Origin of the sequence: Faecousia intestinalis, from assembly GCF_040096185.1 — a bacterium.
Lineage (GTDB): Bacteria > Bacillota > Clostridia > Oscillospirales > Oscillospiraceae > JAZOXB01.
Genome location: NZ_JBBMFF010000076.1, coordinates 1 through 14,033, shown reverse-complemented (window position 1 = coordinate 14,033; position 14,033 = coordinate 1). Strand labels below are relative to the sequence as shown.

General features: G+C 62.5%; 14 protein-coding genes. 3 read left to right on the top strand and 11 right to left on the bottom strand.

What is annotated here, in order from left to right; genetic code table 11:
• Nucleotides 1-246 precede the first annotated feature (246 nt).
• The 9 genes from WMO66_RS01230 to WMO66_RS01190 all read right to left on the bottom strand — a co-directional run bounded on the left by WMO66_RS01230 (nt 247) and on the right by WMO66_RS01190 (nt 7,564).
• Nucleotides 247-1,167 carry an alpha/beta hydrolase gene (locus tag WMO66_RS01230; protein ID WP_349134590.1) on the bottom strand — a complete coding sequence of 307 codons (921 nt, stop codon included), beginning with the start codon at nt 1,165-1,167 and terminating at the stop codon, nt 247-249.
• 93 nt (nt 1,168-1,260) lie between these two features.
• Nucleotides 1,261-2,169: an SPFH domain-containing protein gene (locus WMO66_RS01225; RefSeq protein ID WP_349134589.1), complete on the bottom strand. Its 909-nt coding sequence runs from the start codon at nt 2,167-2,169 to the stop codon at nt 1,261-1,263.
• Nucleotides 2,170-2,186: 17 nt separating this feature from the next.
• The gene (locus WMO66_RS01220; RefSeq protein ID WP_349134588.1) at nt 2,187-2,630 is read right to left on the bottom strand and encodes an NfeD family protein; all 444 of its coding nucleotides are present in this window, start codon (nt 2,628-2,630) and stop codon (nt 2,187-2,189) included.
• A 76-nt stretch (nt 2,631-2,706) separates the two neighbouring features.
• On the bottom strand, nt 2,707-3,393 hold the full coding sequence (locus WMO66_RS01215) for a YjjG family noncanonical pyrimidine nucleotidase (RefSeq protein WP_349134587.1): 687 nt from the start codon (nt 3,391-3,393) through the stop codon (nt 2,707-2,709).
• A complete protein-coding gene (locus WMO66_RS01210; protein ID WP_349134586.1) occupies nt 3,390-3,857 on the bottom strand; it encodes a hypothetical protein in 468 nt (155 codons plus the stop codon). Before WMO66_RS01210 ends, WMO66_RS01215 begins: the two co-directional genes overlap by 4 nt.
• 12 nt (nt 3,858-3,869) lie before the next feature.
• Nucleotides 3,870-4,226 carry a hypothetical protein gene (locus tag WMO66_RS01205; RefSeq protein WP_349134585.1) on the bottom strand — a complete coding sequence of 119 codons (357 nt, stop codon included), beginning with the start codon at nt 4,224-4,226 and terminating at the stop codon, nt 3,870-3,872.
• Nucleotides 4,223-4,930 (bottom strand): acyl-ACP thioesterase domain-containing protein, encoded by a 708-nt coding sequence (locus WMO66_RS01200; protein ID WP_349134584.1) that lies wholly within the window; start codon nt 4,928-4,930, stop codon nt 4,223-4,225. The genes WMO66_RS01205 and WMO66_RS01200 overlap by 4 nt, the downstream gene beginning before the upstream one ends.
• Nucleotides 4,931-5,038: 108 nt before the next feature.
• Entirely contained in the window at nt 5,039-6,421 is a 1,383-nt protein-coding gene (locus tag WMO66_RS01195; RefSeq protein ID WP_349134583.1) for an MBOAT family O-acyltransferase, read from the bottom strand.
• A gap of 3 nt (nt 6,422-6,424) precedes the next feature.
• Nucleotides 6,425-7,564, bottom strand: a complete 1,140-nt coding sequence (locus WMO66_RS01190) for a DHHW family protein (RefSeq protein WP_349134591.1) — start codon at nt 7,562-7,564, stop codon at nt 6,425-6,427.
• Nucleotides 7,565-7,829: 265 nt separating this feature from the next.
• On the opposite strand from WMO66_RS01190, the gene WMO66_RS01185 reads away from it, so the two are divergent.
• Nucleotides 7,830-8,306, top strand: a complete 477-nt coding sequence (locus tag WMO66_RS01185) for a GtrA family protein (RefSeq protein WP_349134582.1) — start codon at nt 7,830-7,832, stop codon at nt 8,304-8,306.
• 146 nt (nt 8,307-8,452) lie between these two features.
• Here WMO66_RS01185 and WMO66_RS01180 read toward each other — a convergent pair whose 3' ends face one another.
• Both WMO66_RS01180 and WMO66_RS01175 read right to left on the bottom strand, forming a co-directional pair.
• Nucleotides 8,453-9,406: a carbohydrate kinase family protein gene (locus WMO66_RS01180; RefSeq protein WP_349134581.1), complete on the bottom strand. Its 954-nt coding sequence runs from the start codon at nt 9,404-9,406 to the stop codon at nt 8,453-8,455.
• Nucleotides 9,407-9,466: 60 nt separating this feature from the next.
• Nucleotides 9,467-10,738: an aspartate aminotransferase type Ic gene (locus WMO66_RS01175; RefSeq protein WP_349134580.1), complete on the bottom strand. Its 1,272-nt coding sequence runs from the start codon at nt 10,736-10,738 to the stop codon at nt 9,467-9,469.
• 169 nt (nt 10,739-10,907) lie between these two features.
• Between WMO66_RS01175 and WMO66_RS01170 the strand changes: the two genes are divergently transcribed.
• Both WMO66_RS01170 and WMO66_RS01165 read left to right on the top strand, forming a co-directional pair.
• Nucleotides 10,908-12,317 carry an MATE family efflux transporter gene (locus WMO66_RS01170; protein WP_353963936.1) on the top strand — a complete coding sequence of 470 codons (1,410 nt, stop codon included), beginning with the start codon at nt 10,908-10,910 and terminating at the stop codon, nt 12,315-12,317.
• A gap of 55 nt (nt 12,318-12,372) precedes the next feature.
• Nucleotides 12,373-13,890 carry a peptidylprolyl isomerase gene (locus tag WMO66_RS01165; RefSeq protein ID WP_349134578.1) on the top strand — a complete coding sequence of 506 codons (1,518 nt, stop codon included), beginning with the start codon at nt 12,373-12,375 and terminating at the stop codon, nt 13,888-13,890.
• Nucleotides 13,891-14,033: the final 143 nt, after the last annotated feature.

Below are 14,033 nucleotides of genomic sequence, written 5' to 3'. Positions count from 1 at the left end.
AAATGAAAAGCGCTGCGGATCAGAAGAGGCTTCATAAGGAAGAATGGGCTATCTCAAAATAGAATTTTCTGAAATTATTGGCCTCCTCGCAATGACAAACTTGGAGGCGTTGCGCCAATGAATTTGTGCCAGCAAATATTGCCAGCCTGCAAGGCGCTCCCTGAGCGCCGCTACATTTTTCTCTCGCGCGGCGGCCTTGCACAACGAGCGCCGCTACAGACGCAATTGGCGCGTACCATTTCCCCGTCAGCCTGCGCCGTCTGCCAGCGCGGCGGCATAGAACGCGTCGATCTGCGCGAATACGGCTTCGCTGCAGCGCCCCTGCGCATCGTGCAGCAGGGAGGTGTGTGTTTCACCGGGCAGGAGGACGGTCCGGATATTCGGTGCGTTCTCTTTTTGGCAGGCTGCCAGCAGGCTCGGTCCGTCCGCCGGGATGGTATCGTCGTCCGCCCCGTGCAGCACGAGCACCGGCGTGCCGGAAGCCGCCGCGGCCTCTGCGCCGGAGACGTTTGCCGCCGTGCCGAAGCGCAGCTGCTGATCGAGCCACAGGAACGGCACGCCCAGCTCCGCGACCGGTCCGCACCAGCGCCGCGCCGTCTGCCGCATCAGGCCGAGCGGCGTATCAAATCCTGCCGCGCAGACGGAGGCCGTCACGTCGTGGCTGCCGCCCAGCACAGCTGCGGCGGCATAGCCGCCCCAGCTGTGGCCGAAGAGCAAAATGGGCAAGCCCTCCTGTTCTGCGCGGGTCAGGGCGGCATCCAGATCAAGGGCGGACTGCGCAAGACCGCGCGTGCCGCTGCCGCCGGAGGCTCCGGTGCCGGTCGCATCGTAGGCCAGGACACTGTAGCCGCTGTCCACAAAATGCATCGTCTCCGGCAGGTATGTCTCCGCGTCCGCGCCAAGCCCGTGGGCGATGACGACAAGGGCCGCCGCATCCTCCGCCGGATAGAGCCAGCCCGTGAGCTGGGCGGAGCCGGAGGAGAACGTGACCGTTTGCCGAGGATAGTCCGCCGCGACGTCCGCATAGCGCACGGTCAGCCCGTCCGGCTCGTCTGCGCGCCCGAACAGGGCGGCGTTCATGACCTGCACGGCAGCAACGGAGCAGATGAGATAAACTGCCAGCGCAAGGAGCAGAATGCGCCGCAGCACGCGGGATCTTCTGGACATAGCGCCCTACCTTTCCAATCATAACCACCGGCCGGGCCAGTGGTTTTCTTCCTGCAAAAATGGCCGACCCTTTTCAGGGCCGGCCTGTTTTCTTTACTGCTTCGGCTCGCGGACGGTCTCGACCAGTCCGGCCGCAAGGCCTGCAAGGCCCTGCAGCTCCGAGGGGATGATGATCTTCGTGGCCTTGCCGTCGGCGACCTTCTGCATGGCCTCGAGCGCCTTGAGCTTGATGACCTGATCGTTCGGGCAGGCGTCGTTCAGCATCTGCATGGCCTCTGCCGTCGCCTTCTGCACGGCGAGAATGGCCTCGGCCTGACCCTGCGCACGCAGGATGGCGGACTGCTTTTCGGCGTCGGCGCGGAGGATGGCGGATTCCTTTTCGCCCTCGGCGACGAGGATCTGCGAGCGCTTCGTGCCCTCTGCCTGCAGGATGGCCTGACGGCGGTCGCGCTCGGCCTTCATCTGCTTTTCCATGGAGTTCTGGATGTCCTGCGGCGGCAGGATGTTCTTCAGCTCCACGCGGGTGACCTTGATGCCCCAGGGGTCGGTCGCCTCGTCGAGGATGGCGCGCATCTTCGTGTTGATGACGTCGCGGCTCGTGAGCGTCTGGTCCAGCTCGAGATCGCCGATGATATTGCGCAGCGTCGTGGCCGTCAGCGTTTCCATGGCGACCATCGGCTGCTCGACGCCGTAGGTATAGAGCTTCGGATCCGTGATCTGGAAGTAGACGACGGTATCGATCTGCATGGTGACGTTATCCTTCGTGATAACGGGCTGCGGGGGGTAGTCCAGCACCTGCTCCTTCAGGCTGACGCGGCGGGCGATGCGCTCGACGAAGGGCAGCTTGAAGTGGATGCCGACCTCCCACACCTGCGAGAACGCGCCGAGGCGCTCGATGACGTAGGCGCGGGACTGCTGCACAATGCAGATGTTTTTGATGAGGATGATCAGGATGACCAGGGCGACGGCGCCGATGATGAGATAGGGAACGATCTTTTCCATAATACTCTCTCCTTTGCTTATTTGTGGGGGACGGGAACGGGGGTGACGATCAGCTTGACGCCCTCGATGGCGTCGATCCGCACGACGGTCCCGACCGCAACGGGGCTGCCGTCGGCGCTGCGGGCCGTCCATTCCACGCCGGACAGACGGACCGCGCCGGTCTCATGCAGATTGTCGATGGCCTCCGTGACGATGGCCTCGCGGCCGATGTTCCCGGCGGCGTTCGTGCGGACGGTGCGCGGCCGCAGGTACTTTTTCACGAGCGGGCGCAGCGCGGCCAGCAGCACGACAGACACGGCAAAGAACAGCGTGATCTGCAGCCATAGCTCGGCATGCAGCAGGGCGGCTGCCAGAGCGGCCAGCGCACCGCCGATGAACCAGACGGTCGTCAGAGCGGTTGTGGCGCCCTCGATCACGGCAAAGACTACGATGAGCGCAAGCCACAGGAACTCCATTCGCATGGCACATTCCTCCTTTCGCTGCTTTCAGTATGACATATGCGGAGACGCTTGTCAAGATAGTGCGAGCAGGAAATTTTCAGCATTGCTCCAGAATATCTGGCAGCTCTTCCAGACGGTGTATTTCAAAATCCGGCACGATGTCCGGGCGCGGAGGACGGCCAGCGCGGTTGAACCAGCAGGTGCGCAGCCCCGCATTTCTGCCGCCGAGGATGTCGCTCGTCAGGCTGTCGCCGACGATCATGGCCATCGCGGGGTCAAAGTCCGGGATGCGCGCGAAGCAGTAGTCAAAATAGCCCTTTTCCGGCTTGTGGAAGCCCGTGTCCTCGGAAATGAAAATTTCCTGAAAAAAGTGGGAGATCCCGGCGCTCTCCAGACGGCCGTACTGCGTGTCCGCCACGCCGTTCGAGGCCAAATAGAGACGGAAGCGCGGGGCGAGCCAGCTGAGCAGGGCCTCTGCGCCGGGCACGAACCAGTGGCCGATGCCGAGATAGCGGCGGTAGCGGTTTTCGGCATCCTCGGGGTCGTGGGTGCAGCCAAGGGCCTGAAACAGCAGGGAAAAACGCTCAATGAGCACCTGCTCGCGTGAAATTTCACCGCGCTCAAAGCGCTCCCACTGCTGCTGATTGATGCGGCTGTAGAGCGCGAGCGTCTCCTCCGTGGGGGCGATGCCGAGCTCCCGCAGCGTGCGGAGGATGCCGTGGCGCTCCGCTTCGCCGAAGTCGAGCAGAGTATCGTCGAGGTCCAGAAACAGATCGCGCATCATGGCAGCAGCACCTTTCCTTTCTCCTGCGCACAGGCCGCAGCGGACATGCGCAGGCGGCGGAATACGATCAGGCAGCCGGCCCAGCTGAGCATCATGACCGGCACGCCGATGTAGGCCGCAAGCTTCACCCAGATGTTCGCCAGCGGCAGGCCGAACAGGAGCAGCGCGAGCGAGCCGACCAGCAGCACCGCGCCGGTCAGCCAGCCGATGCCGCTTACGCGGCGCAGCAGGCGCATCTTCGGAGAGGGCTGCGGCGCTTTTCCGCTGCGCAGCAGCGCGCCTGCGCGGGCATGGAGCACCAGCAGGTTGATAAGCTCCAGCAGCAGGCAGAGATACATGGCCTCGCGGCCGATGAGCGTGCTGACGCCGAAGCCGATGAGCACGCTCATGATCAGAAACATGCCCGCGCCTCCGGCGGCCAGACAGCCGGTCAGCAGCACGGGGATATCGTGTTGATCCCGCATGAAAGATTCCTCCTAGTCGTTACGGACATAGCGCGCCGTGCCGGAGTCGTCCGTCAGCGTCAGCTCCCGGCCGTCAACGGTCCAGATAAATTCGGCCTGATAGGGCGAGGTGCCCTCCTGAATGTCCGTGAAAAGTGTCTGCCCGTCTGCGTGCCACACGCCGCGGATGGTCCCGGTGTCCTTGCCGCGGAACGTGCACTGCACGCTGATCGTGCCGTCCTGCGCCAGCGTCATGGTCTCGATGAGATCGCCGTTTCCGGCGCTGACCCAGCTGCCGACCAGCTCCTGCGGCAGGGCGTCCGCCTGCTCCGGCGCGGCGCAGGCGCACAGGAGCAGCAGGCACAGCAGCGCTGCGGCGGCCCGCCTCACTGCGCGGCCTCCGCGCCGAAAAAGCGCATGCGGAAGCTCTCCTCGCCGCTTTCCAGCACGCCGCGGACATACTGCGCGTCCGCGTCGGCGGCATGCTCGAGCGTGAGCAGGGCCCCGCGGAAGCATTCGCGGTCATACACGACCTCCAGCCCGCGGAACAGGCCGGGCGCGGCCTCCTGCGCGCGGCGCACATAGGCCACGTTGTTCATGTGGCCGTTGTCGTCGATCTCCGCATCCGTCACGCGGACGGCCCCGGCGGCCGTCATCGTCTCCGGCAGCGTCAGGCGGCGCAGGCGCGTTTTCCGCTCCGGTGCATGCACGGGCAGCTCCCACAGAGCGGGGATCTGCCGCAGGTCGATCATGTGCCGCGCCTCGGCATTCACGAGCACCCAGCAGTGCACGGCCGAGCCGATGACCTCGCCGTCTGCGCAGAAATCATAGTCGCGCACGCTCATCACGGGCGTCGGGCTGCGCAGCCAGGTGCGCACAGTCAGCGCCTCGTCCGCAGCGGGCAGACGTGTCAGCTCCAACCGGCTGCGCACGAGCATCCACAGGCTGCCGAAGTCCGCGACCATGCGGTCGTGGCCGATGTTCAGCGCGTCTGCGTGGTCCGTGGCGGCGCGCTCGAGCGCGCCCATCAGCTCTGCGGGTGTCCAGATCCCGTCGTGTACGGGGCGGCAGCTTACTTCCAGAATCTCCTGCATTTCGTTCCTCCGGCTCTTCTCAGGTATGCCTTATTGTAACACGTCTCCGCGGCTGCGTCAACCTCGGGAAAGAGCGGCCCCTGCCCGCAAGCAGGAGCCGCCCGGAGATCAGAAGCGGAAATAGATGAACGGATTATACGATGAGCTGAGGATGAACACAATGCACACGATCAGCAGAAGACCGGAGGCAAGGTCTGCCAGCAGAATGCCCTTTGTGCTCTTCGGCTCCCGGCGCAGCAGCGGCAGACAGCACACGATACCGAGCGGCAGGTAGACAACGGCCTTCAGAAGGGAGACGTTCGTGGCGGCGGCAGCCACCCAGTCCGTCGCCTGCGGGACAAACATGAGCTTCAGCGCATGGCACAGCGACGGGAAATCGGTCAGGTTGAACAGCACCCAGCCGATCAGCACGAAAAACGCCGTATAGAGCCAGCGAACGGCCCTCGGCAGCCGCTCCAGCAGCCGCCCCAGAAACAGCTTTTCCGCCAGCAGCAGAAGCCCGTAATACAGGCCCCAGAACAGGAAGTTCCACTGTGCGCCGTGCCAGAAGCCGGTCAGCGCCCAGACGACCAGAAGGTTCCGGATCCAGCGGGATTTTTTGACGCGGTTGCCGCCGAGCGGGATGTAGACATAGTCGCGGAACCATGTCGACAGAGAGATGTGCCACCGCCGCCAGAAATCCGTGATGGAAAGGGCGGTATAGGGGTGGTCAAAGTTCTCCAGAAAATGGAAGCCGAACATCCGCCCCAGACCGATGGCCATGTCGCTGTAGCCGGAGAAATCAAAATAAATCTGCAGAGCATAGGCCACGGCTGCGAGCCAGTAGAGCGCGGTGCCGTAAACGGCGCTGTCTCCGGCGTAGATCGTCTCGGCGATGCGGGCGATGTTGTTTGCCAGAATGACCTTTTTCGCAAGGCCGAGGATAAAGCGGCGCAGACCGGCCGCCACATCGTCGATCGATTCGCGGCGTTCCAGAATCTCCTGCTCGACCGTCTCATAGCGGACAATCGGCCCGGCGATCAGCTGCGGGAAGAAGCTGACGTAGAGGAGCAGATAAAAATAGTTGCGCTGGACGCGAATTTCGCCGCGGTACAGATCGATCACATACGAAAGGATCTGGAAGGTATAGAAGCTGATGCCGATGGGGAGCGTCAGCTTCGGCAGTGCGCGCCATCCAAACAGGGCGGAAAGGTTCTCCGAAAAGAAATTCAGATATTTGAAGACGAAGAGATTTCCGACGAGCAGGACGACTGTGACGATCAGAATAAGCCTCTTGTGCGCGGTGCTGCGCTCCATCAGCAGGCCGCCGCAGTAGGCCGCAAGTGTGGCGGCGAGCATCAGCAGCAGGAAGCGCGGCTCGCCCCAGGAATAAAACAGGAGCGAGGCGAGCAGCAGAACGACATTGCGGTAAACGCGGTTTTTGCTCAGGTAGTAGGCGACGGCGACCAGCGGGAAAAAGGCATAGACAAAGGTGATACTGCTAAATACCATGGCTCAGTTCTCCAGTGCAAAGTCGGGCGAGATATAATAGTCGACATTTCCGATCAGCAGGACCTTCGTGATGTTGTTCCTGCGCAGATAGTCGCTCAGGGAGAAGTCGCTTCCCATATAATTGCGGTAGTAGCGCAGATCGACGGAATATGTCCGGCCAAAGTGGGAGGCCAGCAGCTTCAGAATGGCGTTGTCATAGGATTCGCCGATGACCAGCAGATTTCCCCGGTCGGTCCGGCCGGTGTCAAAGATGATCTCGCCGTCGTCCCCGCCATAGAAGGCGCCGTAGCTGAGCGCAAGCTCGCCCGGCACGGCGTCCTGCCTGCCATAGTCTCCGGCGGGCTCACCGTTGCGTGTGACCGTCATCTCCGGATAGGCAAAGCGATAGACGGTGAAGGGCTCGGAGAAGATATCAAGCCCCGTTCCGGCCGCCTTAGAGCCGGAAAACTCGCCGAGCGTCTCGGTCGCGGTCGGTTCCAGCGGCGTATCCGTGCAGCCGAGGAGGGGGAGCAGCTCCCGATAGGCGCGGTAGGAGCCGAGATAATTCCAGTGGTGGTCCGTCCGGTAAAAATACTCGGAGAATGCGGCAAAATCGGGGATTTCATATTTCAGCATCCGGTTCTCCGGCAGGTTCAGCATGGAAAACAGCAGATCGTCAGCATAGACCCGCTCTCCGGTCTCAAAGTTGATATCCGTGTCCTTTTCAATGTAGCAGACAAAAAACTCTATGTCAGGATGAGCGGCGAATATGGCGTTATAATTTGCGGCGCGCTCCTCCAGCGTGGGACGGAGCTTCTCCAGATCGCGCGTTTGATACGTCAGGTAATCCGAGAACAGCTGCACATCGCCGACCCGGTAGTAGCGGCCGTTTTCCAGCACGGGCTTCAGCAGTGCCTTGGTCAGCTTGGACGACAGATCGTTATACCGCGCCTTGAACCGTTCCGCAAAGGGAGTCTGATCCCCCAGCGCGGCCTCCAGCTGATCCTGAAACGTGCCGTCGGCGTAGCTTCCCGGCGTCGGCAGGGCCGCGCGGTTTGCATAGCGGTTTTCATAATAGTTGATCTCCTTTGGGAAGAAGACCGTCCGCGCCAGACCGAGCAGCAGCCCGCAGAGGATCAGCCCCACAAAGGCAAAATTGATCACTTTCTTCAAAATATCGTTTCCCTCCCTGCATGGGACATCGCCTGTCGTGATTTTGCAAAATCATCAGCTTGTCAAAAGCCCTTTCGGACTGTTTCCCCTCCGAAACTTTCGGCTGGGCAGGTTTTTGACAGTCTGAATCATATCATAAAGGGAAAGTGTTTGCAAGGGAGAATCCGGGCTGCACGGCGGAACCGGCAGAAAGCGCTTGCCTTTTGGGGGAAAACGCGGTATAATGGTGCAATCACGCTGCACGGGAGGGAAACGCTTGAAGCTGAAAAAGATGATCGATAAAACGCTGGCGCTTTATCTGCTGGTCGGCGTTCTGAACTTCATCGTCTGCACGGGGATCATGTTTCTCCTTTATAATGTGGCCGACGTCAGCAAGCACTTTGCGCCGATCGTGAACTACGGCCTCGGCAGCATCATCTGGTATCTTTCCTGCAACTATCTGCTCTTCCCCGGCCACAAGACCACCTCGAAGCAGCTGCTGTGCTTTGTGCTGGACATTGTTGTGTGCTATCTGCTGTCGTATTATCTCATCGGGCCGTATGTCTCGCGCCTGCTGCTGCGCTCGCACTCCGTGACGCGCTTCTTCTCGTTCGGCGGCACGGAGAATATCCGCGGCAACTGCGAAATGTCCGTTGGTTCGCTCAGCTATGCGCTGCTGAACTATTTTGGCCAGCGCTACTTCGTCTTCAGCGACCGCTTCGCCGCCCGTAAGGACAGAAATACCGAAGAATAAAGCAATTCCCCAGAGCAGGATGAACCGCTCTGGGGAATTTCATATATCGCGGCATATGTAAGGAAGCAGCATGCCGTTCCCGGCGCAATGCTGCCGATAAAGCGGATCGGAAGGCATTGTGCCACAGAATGCGTGCCTGTTTTTGCTCAGCCCTCCATACACCGCAGTACGGTCTCCTCCGGGACGATGGCGGAGATGCCGCCGGGGTACTGCGTGGATAGGCTGGCGGCCGTGGCGGCGAAGCGGCCGATGGCGGTCAGCTCGTCCTCCGTCAGCGCCTCGGGCGCGCGGCCCAGCTGCAGCAGGCGGCTGACGGCGCTGCCACCGAAGATATCGCCCGCGCCCGTCGTGTCGACCGGCAGGACGCGCGGCGCGGCCACGCGGACGGCTGCCCCGGCATTCTGCAGCAGGCAGCCCTTCGGCCCGCAGGTGACCATGGCCAGGCGGACGCCGAAGTCCGCAAGCAGGCGCGCTGCGCCCTCCTCGGGGCCGCAGCTCCAGAGAAAGCGCACCTCGTCGTCGCTGATCTTGACGATATCGGCCTGCCGCAGGCCCCAGAGGATCTGCGTCTTCGCCGCATCGGCATCCGGCCACAGCGGCAGGCGGAGGTTCGGGTCGAAGCTGAGAAGCTTGCCGTGCGCGGCGGCATAGGCAACGGCCTGCTGCGTGGCGGAGCGCACCGGCTCCTGCGTCAGGCTCAGGCTGCCGAAGTGGAGCAGACGCGCCTCGTCCAGCAGCGAAAGATCCAGCTCGTCAAAGCGGAGCTGCGTGTCCGCGCCCGGCTTGCGGGCAAAACTGAACGCGCGTTCGCCGCCGGGGCCGAACGTGACGAAGGCCAGCGTTGTGAACACGGACGGATCACGCACGATGCCCTCCGTGCGGATACCGGCCTGCGCCAGTGTGGCGCACAGAAGGTCGCCGAACGTATCCGCGCCTACCTTGCCGAGCATGGCGCCGCTGCAGCCGTAGGCGTGCAGGGCGGCCAGAAAATTCCCCGGCGCGCCGCCGGGATGGGCGGCGAGGGTGGGGTAGCCGTCGCGGTCCGTGTCGACCGTGGCAAAATCGATCAGCAGCTCCCCGAGTGCAATGGCGTCCAGCATGAAAATCCCTCCGCATCAGAATGAAAGATAATAAAAGATGTAAAGCAGGTGCTGCCGGAATCAGATCCCCAGCTTTTCCAGTGCAGCCATGCGCAGGGCAAGGCAGAAGATCTGCATGGCCTGCTCCAGCTCCTCCACGGGCGGGAAGCTCGGCGCGATGCGGATGTTGCTGTCGGCGGGGTCGTTCCCGCCGGGATAGGTTGCTCCGGCGGGCGTCATGGTCACACCGGCCTCGGCGCACAGAGCGAGCGTGCGCTTCGCCGTACCGGGCATGGCGTCGCATGAGACAAAGTAGCCGCCCTTCGGCTCCGTCCAGCTCGCGATGTTGAGCGGGGCGATACCGCGCAGGGCTGCCAGCACGGCCTCGAACTTCGGGCGCAGGATGGCGGCGTGGCGCTGCATGAGCTCGAGCACATGGGCCTTGTCCTGCAGGAAGCGGACATGACGCAGCTGGTTGACCTTGTCATAGCTGATGGTCTGCGCGCCGAGCAGACCGGAGAGGTACTTCAGGTTCGCCTCGGACGCCGCCATGACGGCCACGCCCGCACCGGGGAAGGTGATCTTGGACGTCGAAGCAAATTCATAGACCATGTCGGCGTTCCCGGCCTCGCGGCACAGCGTGAGCATGTCACGGAAGGGAACGAACTCGCCGTAGACCTCGTGCAGGCAGTAGGCGTTGTCCCACATCAGGGCAAAGTCCGGCGCGGCGGGGCGCAGGGCGGCCAGCCGGTCGACGACGGCGTCGGAATAGACGATACCCTGCGGGTTGGAGTATTTCGGCACGCACCAGATGCCCTTGACGGCCGGGTCGCGCACGGCGGCCTCAACGGCGTCCATGTCCGGGCCGTCCGGCGTCATGGAAATGGGGATGAGCTCCATGCCGAACGACTGCGACACGCGGAAATGGCGGTCATAGCCCGGCGCGGGGCACAGGAAGCGGACGACGGGCTCCTGCGACCACGGGCGCGGTGAGTGCAGCAGGCCGTGCGTCCAGGCCTTGGCGATGAGGTCATACATGAGGTTCAGGCTGGCGCTGCCGCCGACGAGGATCTGCGAGGGCATCACGCCCAGCAGCTCGGCAAACAGGCGCTTGGCCGAGGGAATGCCGGTCAGCTCGCCGTAGTTGCGCACGTCGAGCGCGCCGTCGAAGCAGTCCTCCGGAGACTGCAGCACGGTCAGAATGCCGCTGACCATATCGAGCTGCGCACGGCTCGGCTTGCCGCGGGCCATGTTCAGGGAGAGCTGCTTGGTCTTCCAGGCCTCGTACTGCTCCTGCAGCGCGGTATACTCCGCGCAGCGCTCCGAACGGGTGTAGTCTGCATAGGGCTTCATGATGTGACCTCCAAAAAATTTTTTGGTTTGCCCCCATCTTACCGCGCAGCGGGCGGAATGTCAATCGGTTTCCTGCATTCTTTGCATGAAAAAAATCGCTTTTTTGACGGCGGACGCAAACTATGCGAATTATTTGCAGCGCAACTTGCAAAACAGCCGGATATCTGCTATGATAAATCAGAATTCGCCTGAATATGAGAAGGAGACGGTGATTTTGGCACAGATCGACCTGACGACGGGCTCCATTCCCAAAACGCTGCTGCGCTTTGCGTTCCCCATGATCTGCGGGAACCTGCTGCAGCAGCTTTATAATGTGGCGGACACGCTCATCGTCGGCCGGTTTCTTGGCTCGGACGCGCTCGGCGCGGTCGGCTCGTCCTATACGCTCATGACGTTCCTGACGTCCATCCTGCTCGGCCTGTGCATGGGCAGCGGCGCGCTGTTCTCCGTCTGTTGGGGGCAGCGCGACCTTGCCAAGCTCCGGCGGCAGACGCATGCGGCCTTCGTGCTCATCGCGGCGTGCACCGTCGTGCTCAATGCGGCGGCCTTTCTGCTGCTCGATGCGATGAAAACGCTCCTGTCCGTCCCGGCGGAGGTCTGGCCCCTGATGCGGTCGTATCTGTTCGTCATTTTCTTCGGCATCGGCGGCACCTTCCTTTATAATTATTACGCCTCGCTCCTGCGCGCGGTGGGCAATTCGCTCGTCCCGCTCCTCTTCCTTGCGGCGGCAGCCGTGCTCAACATCGCGCTCGATCTGGTGTTTGTGCTCGTGTGCCGGTGGGGCGTGGAGGGCGCTGCGGCCGCGACGGTGCTGGCGCAGTGGCTCTCCGGCATCGGCACTGCGGTCTATACCCTTGTGCGCTGCCCGGAGCTGCGCGCCCGGCGGGAGGAGCGGCGCATCACGGGCGCCATGCTGCGGGAGCTTCTGAGCGCCTCGGTGCTGACATGCCTGCAGCAGTCCGTAATGAACCTCGGCATCCTCATGGTGCAGGGACGCATCAACAGCTTCGGCCCCGTGATCATGGCGGCGTTCGCAGCCGCCGTGAAGATCGACTCGTTTGCCTATATGCCGCTGCAGGACTTCGGCAATGCGTTCTCCACGTTCATTGCACAGAACTACGGCGCGCAGCAGCCGGAGCGCATCCGCCGCGGCATCCGCACGGCCGTGCTCCTGTCGTCGGTCTTTGCCGTGTGCGTCTCGGCCTGCGTCGTGCTGCTTGCTGCGCCGCTGCTGGGGCTGTTCCTGCAGCCGGGCGAGACGGAGATCCTGCAGGCCGGTGTGACCTACCTGCGCATCGCGGGCGCGTTCTATGTGGGCATCGGCGGGCTGTTCCTGCTCTATGGCCTCTACCGCGCCGTCGGCAGGCCGGGTATGTCGCTCGTGCTGACGGTCATCTCGCTCGGCACGCGCGTGGCGCTTGCCTATGCGCTTTCGGCCGTCCCGGCCATCGGCGTCGTGGGCATCTGGTGGTCCATCCCCATCGGCTGGGCGCTTGCGGATCTCACGGGCGTGCTCGTCTGGCGGCGCGCCGGGCGAAAGTTGACAGAAAATTCACACCCCGGCGCGAAAATGCGTTGAAAAGCCCTGTGTGGTGTGATATGATTGGAGCATCATTCGGAAAGCGAGAAACATTATGGATCTGGAACACAACGAAAACGAAGAACTGGAAGTGACCCCGGCAGAGCCGGAGGCGGCCCCGGAGGCCGAACCGGAAACCGCGCCGGTCCCTGAGGCGGAGCCGGAGGAGAAGCCGGAAGAGAAGCCTGCGGAAAAGAAGCCCGGCATGTCCAAGGGCGCAAAGATCGCCATTTTCCTGGCGGCGCTGGCTCTTGCGGCGGCCATCGCGGCCTGCGTCCTGCTCATCACGGGCCGCAAGGATCACCCGGCCGAGACGGAGGCCCCGCAGACGGAGGCGACTGAGGCAACGGACGGCACGACCGAGACCGTCGCAGACAAGACGCTCGAAGCGGGCGAGGAGGTCACGACGACCTACGGCAAGGCGGCCAATCTGATCGACGCCGATAACTTCGGCAAGAACGCCGTCACGGACAACGCCGCCTATACTACGGGCACGGCGGAGGCCGGCGACGTGCAGATGCGCACGGTCGTTGCGCGCGACGCGACGGGCTACTGCCTGACGAACGCCGACCTGCAGATCTACTACTGGATGGAATTCTACCAGCTCATGAACAACTATGGCTCCTATGCCTCCATGCTGGGTCTGGACTACACGAAGGCGCTGGCCCTGCAGGACGCCCCGAGCGGCGGAACGTGGGAGCAGTATTTCCTGACGAGCGCCACGAACAACTTCGCCGAGATCCGCGCGCTGTATCTGGCGGCGCAGGAGGCGGGCTATGAGCTGCCGGAGGCGGACGCCTCCTCCATCGAGGACGTGCTGGACCCGGAGGGCAGCTTTGCCAAGAGCGCGGCAGACAACGGCTATGACGATGTCGATGCCTATCTGCAGGTCAACTTCGGCAAGGGTGTCACGACCGAGATCTATCACGACTATCTGCTGACGTATTATACTGCGGTGAACTATTATAAGAACGTGCTGTACGGCGAGTCTGCCAACGCGCTGACGGATGCCGAGATCGAGGCCTATTATGACGAGAACGCCCAGAGCTATATCGATCAGGGCGTGACGAAGGTCAACAACGTCTCCGTCCGCCACATCCTCATCCAGCCCGAGGGCGAGAAGGACAGCGACGGCAACTACAGCGATGAGGCGAAGGCAGCCGCCAAGGCGGAGGCCGAGCGCATCCTTGCCCTCTGGCAGGCCGACCCCACGGAGGACAACTTCAAGACGCTTGCGCTGGAGTACAATCAGGACCCCGGCTCCAAGGACAACGGCGGCCTGTATGAGGACTTCCAGCCCGGCAAGATGGTCACGGAGTTCAACGACTGGTGCTTCGACGAGAGCCGCCAGCCCGGCGATTGTGAGATCGTCGAGACGACCCATGGCTACCACATCATCTATTTCATCGGCCAGACCGAGACCCGCGCCTGGTTCGACACGGCGAAGGACGACATGGCTTCCGCCGCAGCCGGTGAAAAGATCACAGAGCTGAAAACAAAGTACCCTGTAGAGTTCAACTTCAATAATGTCGTGATCTACGACCTGCTGAGCGCTTCCGTCTCGGCATCCTGACACGAAGACAGAACGGGTGCGCCGCGGCAGCAGCGGCGCACCCGTGCTGAGCTTGTCAAAAAAGAATTTTTGACAAGCTCTCAAACGAGACCCGTTTCACTGGGCTCTCGTTTGAAAAGGCTGCGGCTCGCTGCATCGCACGA

What these genes read in the sequence shown, in the direction of transcription:
- WMO66_RS01230 (WP_349134590.1), bottom strand. Translation starts at nt 1,167, where the DNA reads ATGTCCAGAAGATCCCGCGTGCTGCGGCGCATTCTGCTCCTTGCGCTG.
- WMO66_RS01225 (WP_349134589.1), bottom strand. Translation starts at nt 2,169, where the DNA reads ATGGAAAAGATCGTTCCCTATCTCATCATCGGCGCCGTCGCCCTGGTC.
- WMO66_RS01220 (WP_349134588.1), bottom strand. Translation starts at nt 2,630, where the DNA reads ATGCGAATGGAGTTCCTGTGGCTTGCGCTCATCGTAGTCTTTGCCGTG.
- WMO66_RS01215 (WP_349134587.1), bottom strand. Translation starts at nt 3,393, where the DNA reads ATGATGCGCGATCTGTTTCTGGACCTCGACGATACTCTGCTCGACTTC.
- WMO66_RS01210 (WP_349134586.1), bottom strand. Translation starts at nt 3,857, where the DNA reads ATGCGGGATCAACACGATATCCCCGTGCTGCTGACCGGCTGTCTGGCC.
- WMO66_RS01200 (WP_349134584.1), bottom strand. Translation starts at nt 4,930, where the DNA reads ATGCAGGAGATTCTGGAAGTAAGCTGCCGCCCCGTACACGACGGGATC.
- WMO66_RS01195 (WP_349134583.1), bottom strand. Translation starts at nt 6,421, where the DNA reads ATGGTATTTAGCAGTATCACCTTTGTCTATGCCTTTTTCCCGCTGGTC.
- WMO66_RS01180 (WP_349134581.1), bottom strand. Translation starts at nt 9,406, where the DNA reads ATGCTGGACGCCATTGCACTCGGGGAGCTGCTGATCGATTTTGCCACG.
- WMO66_RS01175 (WP_349134580.1), bottom strand. Translation starts at nt 10,738, where the DNA reads ATGAAGCCCTATGCAGACTACACCCGTTCGGAGCGCTGCGCGGAGTAT.
- WMO66_RS01170 (WP_353963936.1), top strand. Translation starts at nt 10,908, where the DNA reads ATGATAAATCAGAATTCGCCTGAATATGAGAAGGAGACGGTGATTTTG.
- WMO66_RS01165 (WP_349134578.1), top strand. Translation starts at nt 12,373, where the DNA reads ATGGATCTGGAACACAACGAAAACGAAGAACTGGAAGTGACCCCGGCA.